Source organism: Rheinheimera marina (assembly GCF_042654345.1).
GTDB lineage: Bacteria > Pseudomonadota > Gammaproteobacteria > Enterobacterales > Alteromonadaceae > Pararheinheimera > Pararheinheimera marina.
In genome coordinates, this window is record NZ_JBHSGB010000026.1 from 1 (window position 1) to 6,299 (window position 6,299).

Below are 6,299 nucleotides of genomic sequence, written 5' to 3' on the forward strand. Positions count from 1 at the left end.
CAAGCATCATTTTACGATGTTTTTCACTTCATTTTTTATCACCACCAGAGTCGCTTTCGCTTCACCCCGTCGGCATGGCGCGCATTATAGGGAGTTTTTGAAACCGTGCAACAGGGAAATATGACTTTTTAACGATTTCACGATCGTTTGACGGTTAAATCAGCGATATGTACAGAATTGAGACGGAAACCCCCTTAGTTCACAGCGATTTAGCAGTTGGCTGCTTAAGATCTAGTCGCTAATATAAGAAAGCTATTTAATGCGTCTTTCTGATCTGACTATTTTAATAATGACTTAGGGAATGTTTATGTGGACTAACTTACAACGCTCATTACCTTTTACACTGGCCTTAGCCATTCTGACCTATCTGTTATTTTCTTTTCTGCCAGACTTGGGCCTGGATGCCGCTACCCTGGTATCACTTGGCGTTGTGCTGGCTGGTATATTAATCCCGGTCCTGGTGCAGACCAAAGGCGCTGAACTGGAAACCAGTCCAAGCCGGCCTGCTGCGAAAACAAGTTATCAAGGTGAGACCTCCACCTTATATGTAGGTAATCTGCCTTACCGTGCGAATGAAGATGCGGTGCGCGAGTTGTTTCAGAAATTCGGTATTGTCATCAATGTGCGCCTGATGAAGGATCGCCAGACTGGACGACGTCGTGGTTTTGGCTTTGTTGAAGTCGCTGCAAAAGATGCGACGAAGATGATCCAGAAGCTGAATGACTTTGAATTTCAGGAGCGCACTTTAAAAGTACGTGAAGCGAAAGAACGTCAGGATCAGGATAACGACGACAACGACGAATAATCCTTTTCTGTCTCTGCCGGATTTGGCCAGCATAAGTGCTGGCCAAATCCTAACTCAGACAGACGTCTCTGCTGAATAGCATCTAGCTCCGCTGTACTGATAAACACATCCGCTGACTTTTCCTGCTCATCATTAAATGCAAACTGCAGCTTTAACTGCATCACCCGTCGGGCTATTGCATCGGCAGTATCGAACAACTCCACTTCGCTGCCCAGCCAGCTTCGAATTTCGTCCGCTAAAAAGGGAAAATGGGTGCAACCCAAAACCACAGCAGTGGTTTTTGATACCGATAATGATGTAGCAGCCAACACTCGATGAACTTGTGCAGCCACATCGGCGCGATACCAGACCTTTTGCTCAGCCAACAACACCAGCTCACTGGACCCTATTAACTCAACATCATTAGCAGGTGCAAACTCCGCGACCAGTTGCTCTATATAAGGTCCATTCACAGTGGCCTGCGTGGCTAAAACAGCAAAAGGCCGGGCGCCGCAATAGTGGGCTGCAGGTTTAATTGCGGGGACCACCCCAACAAAAGGTAAGTCAAACTGCTGACGCAGATGATCCACTGCCTGAGTGGTTGCGGTATTGCAGGCAATCAGCACGAGCTCCACCTGATGTTGCGTCACCAGGTATTGAGTCAGTTGCACCAAACGCTGCCGAATAAACAATTCGCTTTTGGTGCCATAAGGCAGGTACTGATTGTCCATACAATAGAAGTAGTGTGCCGGTACCTGCGCCCGCACCACGTTAAGAATGGATAATCCACCCACGCCGCTATCTATTACACCAATTCGCATCAGGCACTACCTTTATTAATCTCCGCGCTATTTTGCCAGAGCCTATACCGGCGGAACAATCGAAGTTACACCGGCAATCAGCTAGGCTTGATGGACTTTCGCTAAAAAGCCCTTAGAATAAGCCGCTTTTTTGGCCAGGAGAACAACGTGATGGCATTGGGACAAGTGTACCCGGAACTCTATGAACAACAGCTTGCAGAGAAAGCGGCGCAGACCTCGGCTTTGCTGTCCGGCTATTCCTTGCCTGCATTAGAGTTATTCCGCTCTGAACCCAGCCATTACCGGCAACGGGCCGAATTCAGGATTTGGCATGAAGGCGATGACTTATTCCACATTATGTTTGACCCAGAAACCAAACAAAAGCAACGTATTGATTATTTCCCTGTCGCCAGTAAACGCATCGCCGACTTTATGCCTGTACTGCTAGAGAAACTAAAACAAAAGCCCGAGCTGCGACACAAGCTGTATCAGGTGGACTACCTGAGCACCTTAAGTGGCGAATTGCTGGTGTCATTGATTTATAAAAAACCCTTAGCGGACAATTGGGCTGAACAGGCGGCTGAGTTAAAACAAGAGCTGGCTGAATTCGCGCCACTGGATTTCATTGGCCGAGCCCGCAAACAAAAAGTGTTGGTTGATCGTGACCATGTGATGGAACAACTGAATGTGCAGGGTCGCAAACTCAGCTATCAACAAGTTGAAAACAGTTTTACTCAGCCTAATGCCGGCGTGAACCAACAGATGTTAGGCTGGGCCTGTGACATCGCCAAGCAGCTGGACGGTGATTTGCTGGAGCTTTACTGCGGCAACGGCAACTTCTCCTTGGCATTAGCCCCCTACTTTCGACAGGTGGTCGCCACAGAAATTTCCCGCAGTTCGATTAAATCGGCCCAACTGAATATTGAGCTCAATAAAGTGGCGAATCTGCAGGTGCTGCAAATGTCTGCGGAAGATGTCAGTGCGGCGATGGCGCAAGGAAAGGCTCTTAAGCAGCTGGATTTATCCCACTTACAGCTGAACACTATTCTGGTCGACCCGCCGCGGGCAGGTCTGGACCCAGCCACTGAACAGTTTGTCTCTCAGTTTCAGGACATTATTTATATCTCCTGCAACCCGGAAACACTGGAGCACAATCTGAAAACACTGAGCCAGACTCACCATATTCAGGCTTTTGCGTTATTTGACCAGTTCCCTTACAGCCACCACATTGAGTCCGGTGTCTGGCTGCGGAAAATCAATCCTTAGCTTTGCGTCCATAGCTGGCGGCGCCATGCGCCAGCCAGCGCAGTTGGGTAATAGTACGGTGAGTAATCTGGCGGCGCTGTTCCGGGGTCGCATCCAAGGCGTCGGCACCAGCATGAAATACAATAATCACCATTGCATCGGCTTGCACCTGCGCCATTTCGCCGGGGATCTCGGTTTCCTTGCGCAGGTAATCGGCAAGCTCAGCAGCAAAATGATGGATCTCACGGGCGACCGCACTGCGAAATGCAGCAGAGGTGCCAGAACGTTCCCGCAGTAATAAGCGGAACCCGTTGCTGTGCCCCACCACAAACTCCATAAAGGTTTCGATTGAGGTGCGGATCACGCTGCCATTGTTTTCTATTTTATTACGGGCCTGACGCAGCAACTGCCGCAGCATCAGACCCGCTTCATCGACCAGCGTTAACCCGAGTTCATCCATGTCGGCAAAGTGCCGGTAGAAGGATGTGGGGGCTATACCAGCTTCCCTAGCTACTTCACGTAAACTCAGGCTGGAATAGGCTTTCTCCGGGCTAAGCTGTTGAAAAGCTGCATCTATAATTGCACGTCTGGTTTTTTCTTTTTGTTGTGCTCTGCTCACTGCCCGCTCCTTTTGGTCCGGCCACCATTTTAGACCTTGACCCGCCTGCATTGCACGGCTAAATTGGCGAACAGTTGTAAGCTGAGTCAATCTGAATGAACAAACCACCTCTGATCTGGACCAACATTATTCTGTTTGCGTCCACCTTTTTAGTTTCCCTGATCCTGGTGCCTTGGTATGCCATTGCCGTAGGTTTTAGCTGGACTGAAATTATTGCCACAGTGCTGTGCCTTGGTTACTGCGGCATGTCGATTACCGCAGGTTATCACCGGTTATGGGCGCACAAAACCTACGATGCACACCCTGTATTGCAATGGATTTTTGCGATAGGCGGAGCTTTTGCGTTGCAAAACAGCGCGCTGCACTGGTCGTCTGATCACCGCGTGCACCATAAGTTTGTTGACCAAAACGACAAAGACCCTTACTCGGCACAACGCGGTTTCTGGTTCAGTCATATTGGCTGGATGCTGCGTGAGTACCAAAGCAATACCTATTCGGACTACAGCAACGCGCGTGATCTGCAGAACAACAAGATTGTGATGTGGCAGCACCGCAATTACCTGTGGTTGACCATACTGACCAACTTCGGCATTCCATTGGTATTGGGTATGCTGACTGACAGTATTTTGGGGATGCTGCTGAGCGTCGGCGTATTACGCCTGACTCTGAGCCACCACTTTACCTTTTTTATTAACTCACTGGCGCATATCTGGGGAAGTCGTCCTTATACCGATCAGAACAGTGCCCGTGACAATGGCGTGTTAGCTTTTCTGACTTATGGTGAGGGTTACCATAACTTCCATCATATTTTTGAATACGATTACCGGAATGGTATTAAGTGGTGGCAGTTTGATCCAACCAAATGGCTGATTAAAAGCTGTTCGTATCTGGGTTTGACCCGCAATCTGAAAGTATGCCCACAAGAGCGTATTGAAAAAGCAAAAGCGCAGATGCAGTTAAAGCGCGCCCAATCCCGTGTATTGCACTTACCGGATGCAGAGCTGACATTGCAGAAACTGCAGCACGAATACGACCTGCTGCAAGAGAAACTGCAGTTGTATTACGAAGCAAAAAAGTCATTGCTGCAGCAAAAGAAACAACAACTGACCGAGCAGTACGCAGGTTTCGACCTCAAACAACAGGTGGCGGATCTGAAAGCCAGTTGGAGGGCGCAGCAAAAGCAGTGGCGATTGCTCACCGCGCAATTTGCATAAACCAAAAAAGGTGGCGTCAGCCGCCTTTTTTATCGCCGTTTTGGCGGATTTCTGCGTACACTAAGGCCATACAAATCAACGGGGTAACACAGTGGCTAAAACAACCAAAGCGGTTCAATACGATTTTGACGCAATTATTATCGGCACAGGCCCCGGCGGTGAAGGTGCCGCCATGAACCTGGCCAAGAGCGGCAAACGCGTTGCGGTGATCGAACGTTATGAAAAAGTCGGCGGCGGCTGCACTCACTGGGGCACTATCCCATCCAAAGCCTTACGTCATTCGGTCAGTCGCTTTATTGAGTACAAAGAAAACCCGTTGTTCCAGATGGATGATCAGTCGTCCAACCTGACCTTTCCACAAATTCTGAAACATGCCGCAGGCGTAATCCGCAAACAAGTGCAATTACGCGGCAGTTTTTATGAACGTAACCGGGTCAAAGTCATTGCCGGTATCGCCTCGTTTGTGGATGCTAATCGCCTGCGCATTCAAACCCCGGACGCACCAGACCAAATTATTTCTGCTGAGCATATTGTGCTGGCGACTGGTTCACGCCCCTACCGTCCGGATAACGTGGATTTTAGCCACCCGCGTATCTTCGACAGTGACACCATCCTGTCACTGCAGGATGACCCGCGTCATATCATTATTTTTGGCGCCGGCGTGATAGGTTGTGAGTACGCCTCTATCTTCCGTGGTCTAGGGGTGCGGGTTGATCTGGTCAATACCCGTGACCGTCTGCTGGCCTTTATGGACACCGAGATCTCCGATGCGCTGAGTTATCACTTCTGGAACTCCGGTGTAACAATCCGCCATGGTGAGGAATTCGATCATATTGAAGGCTGCGACGATGGTGTGATCCTGCACCTGCAATCCGGCAAAAAGATGAAAGCCGACTGCATTTTGTTCGCCAATGGCCGGACCGGCAACACTGACTTACTCAACCTGTCCGCCGTGGGCCTGATCGCAGACCGCCGAGGTCAGTTAAAGGTGAATGAAAATTATCAGACCGAGGTGCCGAACATCTATGCCGTCGGCGATGTGATTGGTTACCCAAGCCTGGCCAGTGCAGCTTATGATCAAGGCCGCATCGCCGGCAATTCGATCATTCATGGCCACTGCGACACCCGGCTGATTGATGACATTCCAGTCGGTATTTACACCATTCCGGAGATGAGTTCGGTCGGTAAAAATGAGCAGGAACTGACATCAGCCCGAATTCCTTATGAAGTCGGCCGCGCCCAGTTTAAACATCTGGCAAGGGCACAAATTGCCAACACCAGTGTTGGCAGCCTGAAGATCCTGTTTCACCGCGATACCAAAGAGATATTAGGCATCCACTGTTTTGGCGAACGGGCGGCGGAAATTGTCCACATTGGCCAGGCGATCATGATGCAGAAGAATGGTGGCAATACCATTGAGTACTTCGTGCATACCACCTTTAACTACCCAACCATGGCGGAAGCCTATCGGGTAGCGGCGATGAACGGTTTAAACCGGCTGTTTTAACGCGACTGAATAAAAAGGGGCCTTCAGGCCTAATGCCAGTCAGTTAAGCTGACTGGCATTATTTTTTGTGCGCATATTTGCTTGGTTTCCGTTTGACTTGCCTTGGGTAGGAACGATGCTCCCGCCTAAA

General features: G+C 49.7%; 6 protein-coding genes. 4 read left to right on the forward strand and 2 right to left on the reverse strand.

The window, feature by feature from the left end; genetic code table 11:
* The first annotated feature begins 307 nt into the window (after positions 1 to 307).
* Positions 308 to 805 carry an RNA recognition motif domain-containing protein gene (locus ACFO3I_RS19060; protein ID WP_377336801.1) on the forward strand — a complete coding sequence of 166 codons (498 nt, stop codon included), beginning with the start codon at positions 308 to 310 and terminating at the stop codon, positions 803 to 805.
* On the opposite strand, the gene murI is transcribed toward ACFO3I_RS19060, so the two are convergent.
* Complete coding sequence (gene murI / locus ACFO3I_RS19065) at positions 778 to 1,605, reverse strand: glutamate racemase (RefSeq protein WP_377336803.1); 828 nt, start codon at positions 1,603 to 1,605, stop codon at positions 778 to 780. The genes ACFO3I_RS19060 and murI overlap by 28 nt on opposite strands.
* A gap of 150 nt (positions 1,606 to 1,755) precedes the next feature.
* Between murI and trmA the strand changes: the two genes are divergently transcribed.
* Positions 1,756 to 2,850, forward strand: a complete 1,095-nt coding sequence (gene trmA, locus ACFO3I_RS19070) for a tRNA (uridine(54)-C5)-methyltransferase TrmA (protein WP_377336805.1) — start codon at positions 1,756 to 1,758, stop codon at positions 2,848 to 2,850.
* Here the strand turns inward: trmA and fabR are convergent.
* Positions 2,840 to 3,448 (reverse strand): HTH-type transcriptional repressor FabR, encoded by a 609-nt coding sequence (gene fabR, locus ACFO3I_RS19075; protein ID WP_377336807.1) that lies wholly within the window; start codon positions 3,446 to 3,448, stop codon positions 2,840 to 2,842. The two genes, trmA and fabR, sit on opposite strands and share 11 nt — an antisense overlap.
* Positions 3,449 to 3,543: 95 nt before the next feature.
* On the opposite strand from fabR, the gene ACFO3I_RS19080 reads away from it, so the two are divergent.
* Together ACFO3I_RS19080 and sthA are read left to right on the forward strand one after the other, a co-directional pair.
* Entirely contained in the window at positions 3,544 to 4,662 is a 1,119-nt protein-coding gene (locus ACFO3I_RS19080; RefSeq protein ID WP_377336809.1) for a fatty acid desaturase, read from the forward strand.
* 91 nt (positions 4,663 to 4,753) lie between these two features.
* Positions 4,754 to 6,169 carry a Si-specific NAD(P)(+) transhydrogenase gene (gene sthA, locus ACFO3I_RS19085; protein ID WP_377336811.1) on the forward strand — a complete coding sequence of 472 codons (1,416 nt, stop codon included), beginning with the start codon at positions 4,754 to 4,756 and terminating at the stop codon, positions 6,167 to 6,169.
* Positions 6,170 to 6,299: the final 130 nt, after the last annotated feature.